The sequence below is a fragment of the Microbacterium sediminis genome, from assembly GCF_004564075.1.
GTDB classification, from domain to species: domain Bacteria; phylum Actinomycetota; class Actinomycetes; order Actinomycetales; family Microbacteriaceae; genus Microbacterium; species Microbacterium sediminis.
Genome location: NZ_CP038256.1, coordinates 2,019,987 through 2,035,290, shown reverse-complemented (window position 1 = coordinate 2,035,290; position 15,304 = coordinate 2,019,987). Strand labels below are relative to the sequence as shown.

14 protein-coding genes are annotated in these 15,304 nt (G+C 73.6%); 6 read left to right on the top strand and 8 right to left on the bottom strand.

The window, feature by feature from the left end; translation table 11 throughout:
- Positions 1-64 precede the first annotated feature (64 nt).
- The 7 genes from E3O41_RS09690 to E3O41_RS09660 all read right to left on the bottom strand — a co-directional run bounded on the left by E3O41_RS09690 (position 65) and on the right by E3O41_RS09660 (position 7,698).
- On the bottom strand, positions 65-1,564 hold the full coding sequence (locus E3O41_RS09690) for a catalase (RefSeq protein WP_135012301.1): 1,500 nt from the start codon (positions 1,562-1,564) through the stop codon (positions 65-67).
- Positions 1,557-2,018: a Fur family transcriptional regulator gene (locus tag E3O41_RS09685; protein WP_067026225.1), complete on the bottom strand. Its 462-nt coding sequence runs from the start codon at positions 2,016-2,018 to the stop codon at positions 1,557-1,559. The genes E3O41_RS09690 and E3O41_RS09685 overlap by 8 nt, the downstream gene beginning before the upstream one ends.
- A 67-nt stretch (positions 2,019-2,085) precedes the next feature.
- Positions 2,086-3,396, bottom strand: a complete 1,311-nt coding sequence (locus tag E3O41_RS09680) for a DUF58 domain-containing protein (protein ID WP_067026224.1) — start codon at positions 3,394-3,396, stop codon at positions 2,086-2,088.
- A 3-nt stretch (positions 3,397-3,399) separates the two neighbouring features.
- On the bottom strand, positions 3,400-4,404 hold the full coding sequence (locus tag E3O41_RS09675) for an AAA family ATPase (protein ID WP_067026222.1): 1,005 nt from the start codon (positions 4,402-4,404) through the stop codon (positions 3,400-3,402).
- The gene (locus tag E3O41_RS09670; protein ID WP_067026220.1) at positions 4,401-5,573 is read right to left on the bottom strand and encodes a DUF4350 domain-containing protein; all 1,173 of its coding nucleotides are present in this window, start codon (positions 5,571-5,573) and stop codon (positions 4,401-4,403) included. Before E3O41_RS09670 ends, E3O41_RS09675 begins: the two co-directional genes overlap by 4 nt.
- A complete protein-coding gene (locus E3O41_RS09665; protein WP_067026218.1) occupies positions 5,570-6,232 on the bottom strand; it encodes a DUF4129 domain-containing protein in 663 nt (220 codons plus the stop codon). Before E3O41_RS09665 ends, E3O41_RS09670 begins: the two co-directional genes overlap by 4 nt.
- Complete coding sequence (locus E3O41_RS09660; protein WP_067026215.1) at positions 6,232-7,698, bottom strand: DUF7847 domain-containing protein; 1,467 nt, start codon at positions 7,696-7,698, stop codon at positions 6,232-6,234. The genes E3O41_RS09665 and E3O41_RS09660 overlap by 1 nt, the downstream gene beginning before the upstream one ends.
- An 84-nt stretch (positions 7,699-7,782) precedes the next feature.
- Between E3O41_RS09660 and mtrA the strand changes: the two genes are divergently transcribed.
- The 6 genes from mtrA to E3O41_RS09630 all read left to right on the top strand — a co-directional run bounded on the left by mtrA (position 7,783) and on the right by E3O41_RS09630 (position 13,929).
- On the top strand, positions 7,783-8,463 hold the full coding sequence (gene mtrA, locus E3O41_RS09655; protein ID WP_083990930.1) for an MtrAB system response regulator MtrA: 681 nt from the start codon (positions 7,783-7,785) through the stop codon (positions 8,461-8,463).
- Between the two features lie 16 nt (positions 8,464-8,479).
- Positions 8,480-10,168, top strand: coding sequence for an MtrAB system histidine kinase MtrB (gene mtrB / locus E3O41_RS09650; RefSeq protein ID WP_083990929.1), 1,689 nt, complete (start codon positions 8,480-8,482; stop codon positions 10,166-10,168).
- Positions 10,168-11,910: an LpqB family beta-propeller domain-containing protein gene (locus tag E3O41_RS09645; RefSeq protein WP_135012299.1), complete on the top strand. Its 1,743-nt coding sequence runs from the start codon at positions 10,168-10,170 to the stop codon at positions 11,908-11,910. The genes mtrB and E3O41_RS09645 overlap by 1 nt, the downstream gene beginning before the upstream one ends.
- Before the next feature lie 101 nt (positions 11,911-12,011).
- Entirely contained in the window at positions 12,012-12,686 is a 675-nt protein-coding gene (locus E3O41_RS09640; RefSeq protein WP_067026210.1) for a ComF family protein, read from the top strand.
- A gap of 81 nt (positions 12,687-12,767) precedes the next feature.
- Positions 12,768-13,427 carry a ribosome hibernation-promoting factor, HPF/YfiA family gene (hpf, locus tag E3O41_RS09635; RefSeq protein WP_067026208.1) on the top strand — a complete coding sequence of 220 codons (660 nt, stop codon included), beginning with the start codon at positions 12,768-12,770 and terminating at the stop codon, positions 13,425-13,427.
- A gap of 304 nt (positions 13,428-13,731) precedes the next feature.
- Positions 13,732-13,929, top strand: coding sequence for a hypothetical protein (locus E3O41_RS09630; protein WP_067026206.1), 198 nt, complete (start codon positions 13,732-13,734; stop codon positions 13,927-13,929).
- A 10-nt stretch (positions 13,930-13,939) separates the two neighbouring features.
- On the opposite strand, the gene E3O41_RS09625 is transcribed toward E3O41_RS09630, so the two are convergent.
- Positions 13,940-15,268, bottom strand: coding sequence for a hypothetical protein (locus E3O41_RS09625; protein WP_067026205.1), 1,329 nt, complete (start codon positions 15,266-15,268; stop codon positions 13,940-13,942).
- Between the last annotated feature and the right edge of the window lie 36 nt (positions 15,269-15,304).

Below are 15,304 nucleotides of genomic sequence, written 5' to 3'. Positions count from 1 at the left end.
CGCGTGTCGACACGACGAAGGGGCGGGCGGGATGATCCCGTCCGCCCCTTCCGGGTGGTGTCGATCAGGCCGTGACGGCCTCGTAGCCGATCGGGTCGGCCTCGTTCGCGCCCTGCGCGGCCAGCTTGGCCTTGATGCCGGCGACGATCTTCTCGTCGACCTGGCCCCAGTACCAGAAGAAGCGCTCCTTGACGGCCTCGACCGTCAGCGCCGAGTACTGGCCGGCCAGCGTCTCGTGGAAGCGGTCCTTGGCGCCCTCGTCGAACACGTCGTTGTAGAGGGTGCGGGCCTGGCCGAAGTCGTCGTCCTCGCTGTGCAGCGAGTAGGCGCTGCGCACCAGCTCGCCGTCGGCCTCCCACGACGCCTCGACGGCACGCTCGGGCGCCGCGTGCGGGTAGCCGAACGAGTTCGGGGCGTACACGGGGGTGTCGGCCGAGTTGAAGTGGTACGCCATGTTGCCCTGGTGCATGTACGTGAAGGCGGGCGCGGCGTGCGGCTGGTTCACCGGCAGCTGGTTGTAGTTGGTGCCGATGCGGTAGCGCTGCGCGTCGGGGTACGAGAACACGCGCGCCATGAGCATCTTGTCGGGCGAGATGCCGGTGCCCGGGACCTGGTTGCCCGGCGAGAACGCGGCCTGCTCGATCTCGGCGAAGAAGTTCTGCGGGTTGCGGTTGAGCGTGAACTCGCCGACCTTGATGAGCGGGTAGTCCGCGTGCGGCCACACCTTGGTCATGTCGAACGGGTTGAAGCGGTAGGTCTTCGCATCCTCGTAGGGCATGACCTGGACCTTGACCTCCCAGGTCGGGAAGTCGCCGGCCGCGATGCTGTTGTAGAGGTCGCGACGGTAGTAGTCGGCGTCCTCGCCTGCGATGCGCTCGGCGTCGGCGGCCGACATGTGCTCCACGCCCTGCTTCGAGATGAAGTGGTACTGCACCCAGAAGCGCTCGCCCGCGGCGTTGACCCACTGGTACGTGTGCGAGCCATAGCCGTTGAGGTGACGCCACGACTTCGACAGGCCGCGGTCGCCCATGAGGTAGGTGACCTGGTGGGCCGACTCGGGCGAGAGGGTCCAGAAGTCCCACTGCATGTCGGCGTTGCGCAGGCCCGAGGCGCCCGTGCGCTTCTGCGAGTGGATGAAGTCGGGGAACTTCATGGCGTCGCGCAGGAAGAAGATCGGGGTGTTGTTGCCCACGATGTCGAGGTTGCCCTCGGTGGTGTAGAAGCGCAGCGCGAAGCCGCGCACGTCGCGCCACGTGTCGGGGGAGCCCTGCTCGCCGGCGACCGACGAGAAGCGCAGCAGCACCTCGGCCTCGGCGCCGGGCTGGAACACCGCGGCGCGGGTGTAGGCCGAGACGTCCTCGGTCACGGTGAACGTTCCGAACGCGCCGCCGCCCTTCGCGTGCGGGTTGCGCTCCGGCACGCGCTCGCGGTTGAACGACGCCAGCTTCTCGACGAGGTAGCGGTCGTGCAGCGCGGTGACGCCGTCCGGGCCGGTGGTGAGCGAGTACTCGTCGCTCGCGACCGGGGTTCCGGTCTGGGTGGTGGTGTACGAGATGTCAGCCATTGCCGTTCCTTTCACATTCGGGACAGATGGCACGGAACGTCACGCTCGCCTCGAGGACGCGCATGCCGTGATCGTGGGAGGGGTGCAGGCAGGGGGCCGCGCCGACGACGCAGGGGACGTCCTCGACCTTGCCGCACACGACGCACTGCAGGTGGTGGTGGTTGTCGTTGCGGCCGAGTTCGTAGAGCGCGCTGGGCGCTCCCGGCAGGCTCACGCGCTGCGCGATGCCGGCGTCGGTGAGGTCGTTGACGATGCCGTGGACGGTCTGCAGCGCGATGCCGGGGATCTGCTCGCTCACCGCGGCGTGCAGCTCGTCGACCGCGGCGTGGGGCCGTCCGGCGAGCGCCTCGAGCACGGCGATGCGCTGCGAGGTCACGCGCAGACCGGTGGCGCGCAGTGCCTGCGTCGCGTCGAAGGCCTCGTCGCGAACGCCGTCGTGGACGTCGGGGATCATCGCCCCGAGTCTACTTGATTTGAGTCATTCAGAAAAACTCGCGGCGCTCGCCGGGCGCGGCTCGCCGCTACAGCCGGCCCGCCTTCTTCAGCGCGAGGTAGCGATCGGCGATGCGCGGCGGGAGCGACTCCGGATCGTCCGACAGCGCCTCGGCGCCCGCGCGCTCGATCGCCGCGGTCACGCGCCCGGCCGACGCGAGCGTGGCCTCGGCGGCGGCCGCGCGGTAGAGCGCGTCGACGTCGCCGCGGGTCCGCGCGATCGTCGTCAGGCCGCCGTCCGTCGCGGTGCCCACGAGCACCACGGTGCCGGCCCGGACCATGGTCGGGAGCGTGCCGAGGAAGCCGCGCGAGGCGTCGGGCGCCTCCTGAGCCGTGAGCACGACGAACAGCGAGGGGCGCGCGTACAGCGCGCGGGCCTGGGCGAACGCGGCGTCCCAGTCGGTGTCGATCAGCTGCGCCTCGACCGGCGCCAGCGCATCGATGAGCGCCGGCAGGAGCGCGGGCCCGTCGATGCCGGTCACCCGCGCGCGCACCACGCGGTCGAAGGCGACGAGATGCACGTGGTCGCCGGCGCGGTTGGCGAGGGCGGCGAGCAGCAGCGCCGCCTCGAATGCGGCCTCGAGGCGCGTGCCGTCGTCCACGCGGGTCGCGGCCGTGCGCCCGGTGTCGATGAGGATCACGACGTGGCGGTCGCGCTCGGGCCGCCACGTGCGCAGCATGGTGGTCGACGCGCGCGCGGTGGCCCGCCAGTCGATCGAGCGCACGTCGTCGCCGCGGACGTACTCGCGCAGCGAGTCGAACTCGGTGCCCTGGCCGCGCACCTGCACGCTCGTGTTGCCGTCGAGCTCGCGCAGCCGGGCGATCCGGCTGGGCAGGTGCTTGCGCGCGCGGAACGGCGGCAGCACGCGGATCGCGCCGGCGTGGACGATCCGCTTCTGGCTGCCGGCGATCCCGAGGGGGCCGGGGGAGCGCACCACGAGGAACTCGCTGCGCAGCTCGCCGCGGCGCCGCGGGCGCAGCGGCACCGCGATCGTGCGCGATTCGCCCGGCGGCACGTCGATCCGCTGGCGCTGCGTCGGCGCGCCCGCGGTGGGCTGCCAGGCGTCCCGCACGAGACCGCGGATGCGCCGGCGCGTGGGGTTGCCGAAGCGCACGCGCGTGAGCGCGCTCTCGCCGAGCGACACGCGCCGCGGCACCTCGCGCGAGACCCGCAGGGCGCGCGGGTCGGGCGCGAGCAGCACGTCGGCGGCCGTGAGCACGCCGCACACCGCGAGCCAGCCGAGCGCGAGCAGCCACGGCTGCGCCCCCAGCGCGCTCAGCAGCACGACGGGGACGACGCCCACGGCGACGAGGATCGGCAGACGGCCCGAGACGTACATCGATCAGATGGGGACGCGGGTCTGCTGCAGCACCGAGTGGAGCACGGCGTCGACCGAGACGCCCTCGATCTCGGCGTCGGGGCGCAGCTGGATGCGGTGGCGCCACACCGGCACGAGCATCGCCTGCACGTGGTCGGGCGTGATCGCCGGGTAGCCGCCGAGCCAGGCCCAGGCCTTGGCGGCGGCCAGCAGCGCGGTCGAGGCGCGGGGGCTCGCGCCCACCTGCACCGACGGGCTCTGCCGCGTCGCGCGGGCGAGGTCCACGATGTAGGCGAGCACGTCGTCGGTGGCGGTCACCTGAGCGGCGGCGTCTTGGGCGGCGCGGATCTCCGCCGCCGACACCACCGCGCGCACATCGGTCAGGGCGCGGGGCGAGAAGCCGTCGGCGTGCCTGCGCAGCACCGCAACCTCCGCGTCGCGCTGGGGGACGTCGATGACGAGCTTGATCATGAAGCGGTCCAGCTGGGCCTCGGGCAGCGTGTAGGTGCCCTCGTGCTCGATGGGGTTCTGGGTCGCGCACACGAGGAACGGGTCGGGCAGCGGGCGGGTCACGCCGTCGGCCGAGACCTGGCGCTCCTCCATCGCCTCCAGCAGCGCCGACTGGGTCTTGGGAGGCGTGCGGTTGATCTCGTCGGCGAGCAGGATGTTCGTGAACACGGGCCCCTCGCGGAACTCGAACTCGCCCGACTTCGCGTCGTAGATGAGCGAGCCCGACACATCGCCCGGCATGAGGTCGGGGGTGAACTGCACGCGCTTGGTGTCGAGCCCCAGGGCGCGGCTGAAGGTGCGCACCATGAGGGTCTTGGCCACGCCCGGCACGCCCTCGAGCAGCACGTGGCCGCGGGCGAGGAGCGCGATGAGCAGCCCGCTCACCGCGCCCTCCTGACCGACGACGGCCTTGCCCACCTCGTCGCGCACGCGCGCGATCGCCTGACGCAGGTCGGTCTGCTCGTCGCGGGGAGCGGCCTGGGCGGGCGGCAGGTCGGGACGGGGAGGGATGTCGGTCATCGGGCGTTCCTTTCGGAGGGGCCAGGGGATTCCACGGCGGTCTCCAGCTCGCGCAGGCGCTCGCCGAAGGCCACGAGGTCCGCGTCGGAGGCGGGCTGCTCGGACAGCGTCTCGAGGATGCGGGACGGGTGGCGGCCGATCCGCAGCGCGGCGGCGGCGGCGACCTCCTCGGCGGTGGCGCTCGCCGGCAGCGCGAGGCGCTTGGCGAGGCGGGCGATCGCGCCGCGGCGCAGCAGATCGGCGGCATGGCGCGGGTCGGCGGCCCGCTGGTACAGGCGGGCGCGGCCCTCGAGGGTCTCGCTGCCGCGCACGGTGACGGGCAGGTCCTCGGCCACGAGCGGCCCGAAGCGGCGCCCCTGCCACACGCCGGCGGCGACGACGGCGGCCAGGAGCAGCACGATCGCGGGGGTGAGCCACCGCGGCGTGAGCGAGCCGAGCGTGTCGGGCGCGTCGGCCGGATCGATGTCGACCATGCTCGGCACGTACCAGACGAGGCGCTCGTCCTCGCCGAGGAGGTTCAGACCGAGCGCCGCGTTGCCGCCCGTCGCCAGGCGATCGTTGGCGAAGAGCGAGGCCGCATCGAGCAGGACGATGTCGGTCCCGTCCGCCTCGCCCGCCAGCATCCCGAAGCCGCCGTCGCCGCCCGGGTAGCAGGCCGTCGCCGCGTCGCCGCGGGCGAACAGGCGGCCCGGTTCGACCTCGCCCGCGCGCTCGGCCGCGGGCAGGTCGCACGAGGGCGCGACGGCGCCGGCGGCTGCGCCCGCGGGATCGGTGGCGCCGAAGAACAGCTCGGCGTCGCGGGCGCCGGCGTCGAGGAGCACGGTCCGCTCGGCCGAGGTGGCGATGTCGCGCAGCGCCGCGTCCGAGAGGAAGAGCGTCGGGCCGATCGCGAGGGTCGCCCCGCCGGTCAGCGCGGCCGCGGCCTCGCCGCGGGTGCGCGCGACGGTGAGATCCACGCCCTGGTCCTCGAGCATCCGCGCGAGCGCCATCGCCCCGTCGGGACCGGGGCCCTCGGGATCGAGCACCCCCTTGTCGCGCCACTCGGGCACGGTGATGAGCGCGAGCAGGCTGCCGATCACGATGACGCCGGCGACGAGCACGACCCAGGCCCACGCCCGCCGGGCGCGCGAGGGCGCGCCGGGCTCGGCGGGCGCCTCCAGCGCCGTCACGCGCCCACCCCCTCGGGGGCCAGGGCGTCGGGCAGGTGGGACGGGCGGGTGCGGGCGATCTCGTCGTCGGTCGCCGCCACGGCCGCGTACATCTCGGCGGTGCCGCGGCGGCGCAGGTAGCGCACGTCGTCGAAGGCGGCGGCGCCCGCCTGCAGGCCCGCGGCCTGGCCGGGGAAGTACTCGGCGGCGCGCGTCGCGAGGGCGCGGGCGGTCGTGCCGGGAAGGGCGTCGAGCACGTCGCGCTCCTCGAGGCCGCGTGCGAGGGCGCGGTACCGCTCCGCGACGGCCTGGTCCCAGCGCCCCGCCTCGGCGTGGGCGGCGGCCGAGGCCCGCAGCTGCGCGGCCGTGCGCGTCTCGTCGTCGCCGAACAGCGCCGACGACCCGTCGCTCACACGATGCGCGAGCCGCGGGCGGCCCCAGATGAGCAGGCCGCCCACGACGAGCCCCGCGATGACGAGCAGCACGATGAGCCCGAGCAGGGGACTCCAGCCGCCGCCGACGGGGCCGCTGAGCAGCTGCGTGAGGAAATCCCCGATGGCCTGGGCGATGCGATCGATGAACGTCGGCTGCGCGGCGTCGTAGACCGGATCGGCCAGCTCGCGCTCCGCCCACTCGCGGGCCTCGTCGGGCCCGGGCGTCACCGGGATCTCGAACGGCATCACGACGAGGCGTCACCCCTCGAGGTGCCGCGCTGGGGGTCGCCGTCGAGCGGCGGCAGCACGAACGGCGCCAGCGGTGGGGCCGGGGGAGCCGGGGGCTGCTGCCCGTACGGCGGAGCGGCGGCCGGCTGCGGCTGCCCGTACGGCACCGGCGGCTGCGGCGCGGGCGGGGCGTACGGCTGGGCAGGCTGCGGCGCCGGCGGGGCGTACGGCTGGGCGTAGGGCGGAACCGGGCCGGCGGGGACCGGCGGCTGTCCGTACACGGGCTGCTGCCCGTACGGCTGCTGTCCGTACCCCGGTTGCTGTCCGTACGGCTGCTGCCCGTACGCCGGGGCCTGCCCGTACGGCTGCTGCCCGTACGGTGCCGCGCCGGGGTAGCCCGGGGCCGGGCCGGCGGGCGCGGTCGTCGGCGGCCGCCACGGCGCGACCGCGTTCGGGTCGTAGGCGTAGGGGTCGTCCAGCACGGAGTCGCCCGCGTCGCGCCGCTCGATGTAGCGCTGCATGCGCAGGTCGATGCCCTCCTTGCGCATGCGCAGGTCGAGGTAGATGAGCGAGGCCGAGGTGGCCTGCACCACGAGGCTGATCGACGCGATGAGGAAGACGAGCGCCGCGCCCGCGAAGGTCCCCACCGCCGTCGAGACGATGATCGCCTCCTCGCCGCCGGTGGGCGCGATGAGCGTGCCCAGCAGGCCGCCCAGGATCGACAGGGGCGTCGTGACGATCGAGGAGGCGATGCCCATGATGAGCGAGATGAGCACGACCACGCCGAACGTCGGCCAGAACCGGCCGCGGGTGAGCGCCCACGAGCGGGCGATGCCGCGGAACACGCCCACGCGCTCGAGCACGATCGCCGACGGTACCACCGTGAGCTTGACGGCGACGAACACGGCGAGCGCGATGAGCCCCGGCGAGATGATGAAGAGCACGCCCACGCCCGTGAGCGCCCCGGCCCCGCCGCCCGCCGCGGCCAGCCCGACGATCAGCGCGATCGCCAGACCGTTGGCCAGCAGGACCGCCAGCAGGGTGAGGGCGAAGTACCCCACGAGCCGCCAGAACGACGGCTTCACGCGCGCCCAGATCGCGCCCAGCGTCGCGCGCTCGCCGAGGGCGGCGAACGACACCTCGCCGATCACGACGGCCTGCACGGCCACGCTGAGGAAGCCCATCGCGAGGGTCACGAGGATCGACACGGCCCCCGTGATGAGCGTCGACCCGGCGGCGATGGCGGAGACGTCCTCGGGAGCCGCGGTGTCGATGCGCGAGAACGTGGCGTACGTGACGAGTCCGATCACGACGATCGCCACGACCGACGAGACGATCTGCACGAGCATCGCGAAGCCGAGCAGCACCTTCGGGTTGCCCCGCAGCGCGGCGAAGGACTTGCCCAGGATCGTGCTGAAGCCGAGCGGCTGCAGCGGGATGAGTCCGCCGCGCGGCGCCGGCGTCCACGATGTCGTGCCGCTCACGGCGCCTCCCCGTCACACCTCGATTGCATGCCCATCGTTTCACAATGCCGTCGGATGCGGGGGGCCGTCGGATACGCTGGCCGGGTGACAGCCCGAATTCTCGTGGTCGACGACGACACCGCCCTCGCCGAGATGATCGGCATCGTCCTGCGGACCGAGGGCTTCGACATCGCCTTCTGCGCCGACGGCACGCAGGCCGTGGACGCGTGGCGCGACGAGCGACCCGATCTGGTGCTGCTGGACCTCATGCTGCCGGGCAAGGACGGGATCGAGATCTGCACCGAGATCCGCCGCGAGTCGGGCGTCCCCATCATCATGCTCACCGCCCGCAGCGACACGGCCGACGTGGTGTCGGGACTCGAGGCCGGCGCCGACGACTACATCGTCAAGCCGTTCAACCCGAAGGAGCTCGTCGCGCGCATCCGCACCCGCCTCCGCCCGACGGCCGAGCCGACCACCGAGAACCTGCGCGTCGGCGACCTGGTGATCGACGTCGCCGCGCACGAGGTGCGCCGCGGCGACACGCTCATCCCCCTCACGCCGCTCGAGTTCGAGCTGCTCGTGGCGCTGGCCACCAAGCCGAACCAGGTGTTCTCGCGCGAGATGCTGCTCGAGCAGGTGTGGGGCTACCACTACAAGGCCGACACGCGCCTGGTGAACGTGCACGTGCAGCGCCTGCGGTCGAAGGTCGAGATCGATCCGGACGACCCGAAGATCGTCATGACGGTGCGCGGCGTCGGATACCGCGCCGGCGCCGTCACCTGATCGGGCGGGCGCGCACATGCCCGTGAACCCGCCCTCCGCCCCCGTCGGCGCCGCCGAGACCGGTGCGACGCGGATCGTCGAGACCGCGTCGACCGTCGTCGCGAGCGTGCGCCGGCCGCGCGTGTGGGGCGCCACGATCCGGCGGCTCTGGCGCGGGTCGCTGCAGTTCCGCACGACCACGGTGGCCGTCGCGGCGACCGTCGTGGCGATCACGATCGCGTGCGTCTGGATGGCGGCGCAGATCCAGACCGATCTGTTCGAGTCGCGCAGCAAGGAGGCGCTCGAGGACGCCAGCCGCGCGATCACGGCGGCCCAGTCCGAGCTCGACGCGGAGCAGGTCGACCTGGAGCGCTCGGCGCTGCAGGGCCTGATGTCGCGCGCGAAGCAGACGATGATCGAGCAGTCGGGCACCTCCACGATCGCGTGGTTCCGCGTCGACAACACCCCCTCGCAGATCGCGCCGCAGAACCAGGCCGCCCGCGACCTGCCGCCCGAGCTCATCTCGAACGGCCTGCGCGAGCGGGTGAACAGCTCCGCGGCGGGGCAGTGGTGGCAGTCGGTGGAGCTGCGCGACGCGAACGGAGACGCCGTGCCGGGGCTCGTCGTGGGCCAGCAGCTGGTGCTGCCGGGCGTGGGCGGCTACGGCGTGTACTTCGGCTACGACCTCAGCGAGTCGGCCCAGACGCTCACGTTCGTGCAGCGCACCCTGTGGATCGCCGGCATCGTGCTCGTGCTCATCATGGGGCTCGTCACGTGGCTCGTGCTGCGCTCGGTGACGGAGCCGATCGTCGAGGTCGCCGAGACGACGCAGCGCCTCGCGGCCGGCGACATGAAGGCCCGCATCGAGGTGCGCGGCGACGACGAGCTGGCCGTGCTGGGCAGCTCGTTCAATCAGATGGCCGACAGCATCGAGCGTCAGATCGCCGAGCTGGCCGAGCTCTCGCTCGTGCAGCAGCGCTTCGTGTCGGACGTGTCGCACGAGCTGCGCACGCCGCTGACGACCATCCGGCTCGCCGCCGACGTGCTCAACGACGCCCGCTCCGAGTTCGGGCCGCTCGAGTCGCGCTCGGCCGAGCTCATGCACACGCAGGTGGTGCGCTTCGAGGAGCTGCTCACCGACCTGCTCGAGATCAGCCGCTACGACGCCGGATCGGCGCAGCTGGCGACCGAGGCCCGCTCGCTCGCGCAGCTGACCGAGGAGGTCGTCGAGTCGATGCGTCCGCTGGCCGAGCAGCACGGCACCGAGCTGCGCGTCGTTACCCCCGGCGGCTTCACGCCCGTCGACATGGACCCGCGCCGCATCCGCCGGATCCTGCGCAACCTCATCGGCAACGCGATCGAGCACGGCGAGGGGCGGCCCATCGTCATCACCGTCGACAGCGACGAGGACGCCGTGGCCGTGGGCGTGCGCGACTACGGCATGGGCATGTCGCCCGACGACAGCCAGCGCGTGTTCGACCGCTTCTGGCGCGCCGACCCCTCGCGCCAGCGCACGATCGGCGGCACGGGCCTGGGCCTGTCGATCGCCCTGGGAGATGCCAAGCTGCACGGCGGCGCGCTCGAGGTGTGGTCGGCGCTGGGCCGGGGCACGAACTTCGTGCTGACCCTGCCGCGCACCCCGGGCGTGGAGCTGCTGTCCTCGCCCGTGCCGCTGGAGCCGCGCGACGACGAGGTCGTGCCCGATGTCGCGGGGGAGGAGTCGTGATGCGCCGGATGATCCGCGCCGCCGCCGGGCTGGTGACGGCCGCGCTGCTGCTGACCGCGTGCGCCGGCCTGCCCACGAGCGGGCCGGTGAACCCGGGCCTCGCGGCCGACGAGGTGCCCGAGGACGACTTCCTGTACTACCCCGAGGGCCCGGCGCCCGAGGCGACCCCGGAGCAGATCGTGCAGGGCTTCGTCGAGGCCGCCACGAGCCCGGCCGGCGACTGGGCCACGGCGCGCGAGTTCCTCACGGCCGACTTCGCCGACGACTGGTCGCCCGGCACGGCCGTGGTGATCGATGTCCCCAGCGCCCGGGTGTACGACGCGGACCGCCTGGAGTCCGAGAACGTCGTGAGCCTGCGCACGCAGGCCGTCGCCACAGTCGACGCGCGCGGCAGCTATGTGACGTCGCTCACGCCGACGCAGGTGCAGGAGTACCGGCTCGAGCAGCGCTCCGACGGCGAATGGCGCATCGCCGAGGCGCCCGAGGGCATCGTGCTCGACCGCGACTACTTCCCGAACGTCTACAGCGACTACGCGCTGTACTACTACGACGCCACGGGGCGCTACCTCGTGCCCGACGTGCGCTGGTACCCCGAGGCGTCGATGCGGCCCTCGAAGCTCGCCTCGGAGCTGCTGTTCGGCCCCGGCGCGCGGCTGCAGGGCGCGGCGCGCACGGCGTTCCCGGAGGGCACCTCGCTCGCCGAGGGCGGCGCGCTCATCGACGACGACGGCATGGCCGACGTCGCGCTCGAGGGGCCGCGGCTGGGCGACGTCGACGCGGAGCGGATCTCGCACATGCGCACGCAGCTGACCGCGACGCTCGCGGGGCTGGGGGCACAGACCGTGCGCATCCGCGTGGGCACCGCCGAGCTGTCCGCCGAGGAGTTCGATCCGCAGCCCACCCGCCCCGACGCGCGCGCGCTCGTGCTGGGCGGCGAGGAGCTCGACGGCGCCTTCGGATTCCTCGAGGGCGGCGAGATCGAGCGGATCGACGGGCTCTCGGACGCCGTCGAGGGGTTCGTGGGCGCCTTCGACGGCAGCCCCGCGCCCCGATCGATCGCCGTGTCGGTCGACCGGTCGTGGGCGCTCGTGCACGGTGCCGACGGCATCGTGCGCAGCGTGATCGCGGACGGCTCGGTGCACGTGCTCGACGAGCGCCAGGGAGTGATCGAGCCCGCGCTCGACCCCGACGGCTATGCGTGGGCGGTGCCCGCGAGCGCCCCCGACGAACTGCGGGTGTACGCCTCGGACGGCACGGTGGTGCTGGAGGCCGACTTCCCGCGCACCGAGACCGTCACCAGCGCGACGGTGCAGTCGATCGCCGTCTCGCGCGACGGCACGCGCATGGCGATGCTCGTCACCGCCGCGGGCGGCACCCCGCTCGCCCTCATCGCGCCGATCGTCCGCGACGGCGAGGGCGTGCCGACGGCGCTCGGCGACGCCTCGCTCCTCACGGTGCTGGACGGCCCCGGGATCGACGTGGAGTGGCTCGACGACACCTCCGTCGGCATCGTCGCCCAGGACGGCGCGGAGCGGGAGATCATCGACCAGCGCATCGGTGGGCCGGGCACCCGCATGTCGGGCCCCGCGACCTCGGCCGGGATCTCCACGGGCACGTCGGGGTCGCCGATCCGGCTGCTCGACGCGAACGGCGTGCTCTACACGCGCCGGGTGTCGGCGTGGGTGGAGGCGCAGCCCGGCATCGCGGTGCTCGCCACCGACGTGGGGGCACCGACCGACTGACGCGCGGCTCGTCCAGCGGGGCGGTCGCTCACAGGCCGTGGCGGGGGTCCGGGCCGTCCACAGCCCGTGACGCGGCGCCGACGCGGGTTCAGGCTGGCGGGGTGACCGCCTCCTCCGCCGTGCGCTCCGCCCTCGACGGGGCCCTGTCGCTGCTGCTGCCCGTGGTCTGCCCCGGCTGCGGCGATCCCGGCCTCGCGCTGTGCGGTGCCTGCCGGGCGGCGCTGGCTCCGGCGGTCGCCCGCCGGCGGCTGCCCGGCGGGCTCGAGGTGCACGCGGGCCTGGCGTACGAGGACGTCGCGGCGGCGGCGATCGGCGCGCTCAAGGAGCGCGGGCGCACGGACCTCGCCCGCGCGCTGGCGCCGGCGATGCGCGCGGCGCTCGCGGCCGCGGCGCCGGGCGGGCCGGTGGTCGCCGTGCCGGTGCCCACCTCGCGCGCGGCGTTCCGTCGGCGCGGGTATCGCGTGCCCGAGCTGCTGGCGCGTCGCGCCGGCGTGCCGACCGTGCGCGCGCTCGCCTGGGCCCGCCGCGTCGAGGATCAGCGCGCCCTGGGGCGGGCGCAGCGCCTCGACAACGTCGCCGGCGCCATGCGCGTGCGCGGCGCGGCGCCTCCGGCGGTGGTGCTCGTCGACGATGTCGTCACCACGGGCGCGACACTCACCGAGGCGGCGCGAGCACTCAGTTCGGCCGGGGCGCGCGTCGTCGGGGCGGCCGCCCTCGCCTCGGCGGGCCCGGAACGCGGCGGATTCATCGGAGACGCATCGGTTTTTGGGTGGTGACATCGCGTCGGCCCGGGGCTACCGTGGGGGCACCAGACAGGGGCCGTGCCCCGCGGGGCTCGGCCGGAGAGGGAGGCTCAGATGGACATCAACATCTCGGGAGTCGGCGTGAGCATCAGTGATCGCTTCCGGACGGTGGTCGAGGAGAAGTCCGAGCGCATCGCGAACATCGCCCCGAGGGCGCTGACCCTCGACGTCAAGGTCACCCACGACGTGCATCGCAGCCGGGTCGAGGAGGAGAAGGTCGAGCTCACCCTCACGGGCAAGACGGCCACGGCCCGCGCGGAGGCGCGCGACGGTGACAAGTTCGTCGCCCTCGATCAGGCGCTCGACAAGCTCGTCGAGCAGGTCCGACGCGCCAAGGACAAGAGGGTCACGGGCCGCGCGCGGCCGAAGGGCGCGCACTTCGAGAAGAACTCCGGATCGCTCGCGGGGCTCGATGTCCAGCCCGTGCCCGCCGACGTGCTGCACGCCGTCGCGACGGGCGAGATCCCGGTGGTCGAGGGCGAGACCGAGGAGGAGTACTCGCCCGTCGTGATCCGCACGAAGAACTTCGAGGCGGAGTGGATGACGGTCGAGGAGGCCGTCGATCGCATGGAGCTCGTCGGCCACGACTTCTTCCTGTTCATCGACGCCCGCACCGATCACCCGAGCGTCGTCTATCGCCGCCGCGGCTGGGACTACGGCGTCATCTCGCTCACCACCCAGGCGCCGCCGCAGGAGGAGCGCCTCGCGTCATGATCTGACGTCCACCGACCCGGAGCCCCGGACGCGGCTGACCGACCCGGTCACCGGCCCGGGGCTCCGCCCGTGCGTGCCACCACTCGGTGTCCGAACGGAGCGGCGCAGATGCCGTTTCTGCGAGCATTTCGAACGCGTCGAGGAGGCCTTCGCGTGGGAGAAGCGCATCCAGGGGTGGAGCCACGAGAAGAAGAGACGCTTCATCGAGGGCAACGTGCCGTCCGTGCATGACGACCTGCGAGCACGGCGGGGCGCCCAGCGCAAGCCCCTCACGGGGAGCGTCCGGATGACGGAGCCTGGCGGCATGACCGATCGAGAGCACATCAAGAAGCCCCTCGACCACCTGCCCCCGAAGGAGGAGCGCGAGGGAGACGAGATCGACGAGCCCGACTACCCGGGCTCCGACGACACCGAAGGCGGATCGCGGGTCTCGCCGGACACCGCGGCGGAGCCGGGGGAACCGGCACGCCACGGCGTCGCCAAACTCCGCCCGCAGAGCTGACGGCCGCGCGTCAGTCGAAGATGTCGCCGATGAGGCCGCCGAGCAGCAGGCCGCCGACCACGGGACCCAGGAGATCGCCACCGCCCCCGCCGTAGCCGCCGCGGCGTCCGCCCCCGCGACCGCCCCAGCCGCCCCACTCGTCGGGACGGTCCTGATCGATGTCGCGCTGCGCGAGCTGGAGCGCCTCCTGGGCGAGCTGCCCGACGCGGCGGGCGAGGTTCAGCGCCTCCTCGCGGGTGTCCTCGGACGGAATGAGCCGGTCGACGTCGAGGCGCAGCCGCTGCGCCTCTGCGAGGCGGGTGCGCGCGTCGGCGCCGATGTAGCCGCGGTGGCCGCTGATGAGGCTGTTCGCCACGCCGATCGTGCGGTCGGCGGAGTCGAGCTCGTGCCGCACGTGCTCGACCGACGGCACCGGCCGGGCGGCGCGCTCGCGTGCCTTCGAGACCGCCGCCTCGAGTGCCGCGTTCGCCTCGCGCAGCTTGCCGAGCTCCTCGAACGGGTCGCTCGGGGTGCCGGGGCCGGGAAGGGCCGCGAGCGCCTGCTCGAGCGCGGCCATGGCCGCCGTGACCTCGGGGCGCTGCGGCGCGGTGCGCGCGTCGACGAGGTCGCCGCGCGAGTCGGCCACGACGTCGGCCAGCGTCGACTGGGCGCGCATGGCCTCGATCTCGAAGTCCTCGACGCCCTCGATGATCGTGCGGGCGCGGCGGACGGCCTCGGTCGCCGTCTCGAGGGCGACGAGCGCCTCCTCGGTGCGGCGCGCCTCGCGGCGGCGCCGGGAGACGTCGGCGGTGTGCACGGCGAACTCGAGCAGCTGCTCGGCCTCGTCGGGGTTCGACGCGATGCGCTGCAGGGCGCCGGCGCTGTAGCGCGACGAGAGCCGCTCGACCGTGCTGCGCGTGGCCGGGATGCGCGCGCGCAGCTCCTCGGCCTCCCGCACCACGCCGTCGAGGATCTGCGGCGCCTGGCGCACCTTGTCGATCGCCGCCTTGAGCTTCTCGGTGCGCTCGTCGAGCACGTCCTCGGCCCACTCGCACAGCTGCACGATCCGCGCGTTGCGCGTGCGCAGCTCCTCGGGGGTGTCCGGGATGTCGTCGTGGTTCAGCTGATGCAGCTGGAACGCCTCCGCCATGTGCTTGCGCACCGCCTCGAGACCGGCGCGCACATCGACCGTCGGCCCCTCGCCGAGCTCGGCGACGGCGAACGCCACCTCATCGGATGTGGATCGGATGCGCTCATCCGTCGCCACCAGCGCCGCCTGCGCGCGCCGCGCCAGCGAGGCGTCCTCGGCCGCCTGCTGTTCGTCCGCCTCGCGCCTGCGCCTGCCCCAGAAACCCGCCATGGCTCGATCCTATGGGTGCCGATCCGCCGCCGGGCT

What these genes read in the sequence shown, in the direction of transcription:
- E3O41_RS09675 (WP_067026222.1), bottom strand. Translation starts at nt 4,404, where the DNA reads ATGACCGACATCCCTCCCCGTCCCGACCTGCCGCCCGCCCAGGCCGCT.
- E3O41_RS09625 (WP_067026205.1), bottom strand. Translation starts at nt 15,268, where the DNA reads ATGGCGGGTTTCTGGGGCAGGCGCAGGCGCGAGGCGGACGAACAGCAG.
- mtrB (WP_083990929.1), top strand. Translation starts at nt 8,480, where the DNA reads ATGCCCGTGAACCCGCCCTCCGCCCCCGTCGGCGCCGCCGAGACCGGT.
- E3O41_RS09630 (WP_067026206.1), top strand. Translation starts at nt 13,732, where the DNA reads ATGACCGATCGAGAGCACATCAAGAAGCCCCTCGACCACCTGCCCCCG.
- E3O41_RS09685 (WP_067026225.1), bottom strand. Translation starts at nt 2,018, where the DNA reads ATGATCCCCGACGTCCACGACGGCGTTCGCGACGAGGCCTTCGACGCG.
- E3O41_RS09690 (WP_135012301.1), bottom strand. Translation starts at nt 1,564, where the DNA reads ATGGCTGACATCTCGTACACCACCACCCAGACCGGAACCCCGGTCGCG.
- E3O41_RS09680 (WP_067026224.1), bottom strand. Translation starts at nt 3,396, where the DNA reads ATGTACGTCTCGGGCCGTCTGCCGATCCTCGTCGCCGTGGGCGTCGTC.
- hpf (WP_067026208.1), top strand. Translation starts at nt 12,768, where the DNA reads ATGGACATCAACATCTCGGGAGTCGGCGTGAGCATCAGTGATCGCTTC.
- E3O41_RS09645 (WP_135012299.1), top strand. Translation starts at nt 10,168, where the DNA reads ATGCGCCGGATGATCCGCGCCGCCGCCGGGCTGGTGACGGCCGCGCTG.
- E3O41_RS09665 (WP_067026218.1), bottom strand. Translation starts at nt 6,232, where the DNA reads ATGCCGTTCGAGATCCCGGTGACGCCCGGGCCCGACGAGGCCCGCGAG.